Source organism: Treponema endosymbiont of Eucomonympha sp. (genome assembly GCF_001028545.1).
On record NZ_BBPW01000419.1, the window covers coordinates 1 to 609 of the forward strand.

Annotated in this window: 1 pseudogene; it reads left to right on the top strand. The window is 47.5% G+C overall.

The annotated features are described in order from the left end of the window. Positions 1–64: 64 nt before the first annotated feature. Positions 65–609 (top strand): annotated as a pseudogene (locus AWU74_RS07405) (DNA-directed RNA polymerase subunit beta'); the annotation flags it as partial.

A 609-nucleotide genomic window follows, 5' to 3' on the forward strand; every position in this document is an offset into this window, starting at 1 on the left:
CCTCCGTACGGTGTTAACCTGCAAAAGCCGTCACGGTGTCTGTTGTAAATGCTACGGGCGCAATTTGGCGCGCAATAAAATTGTCGAAATCGGCGAAGCAGTAGGTATTATCGCCGCACAGTCCATAGGTCAACCAGGTACACAGCTTACGATGAGAACATTCCATGTCGGCGGAACGGCGTCGAAAACAAGCGAAGAAAACCGCATCGTTCTAAAATACCCGATCATCATCAAATCCGTGTCAGGTACACACGTCGTCCGTAAAGACGGAAAATGGCTCTTTACCCGCAAGGGTACATTAATAGTAACACATATCCTTTGCGAACATACACTTTCGGCGAAAGCGAAATTGCTCGTCGCAGAAAACAGTCGTGTACCGAAAGATACGCCGCTTTTTATGGCAGGCAACAAAACGGTGTGTGCGGCAGCGGCGGGTAACGTTATTATCCGCGAAAAAACACTATACGTTACTGCACCGGGCGACCAGAAAATTGAAATTCAGAACGGGTCTTTGCTTTTTTTCAAAGCGGGCGATATTGTCCCAGAGAATCAGATGCTTTCGATGTTTGATGCGTTTTCCGAACCGATTATCGCAGAAGTTGACGGTTA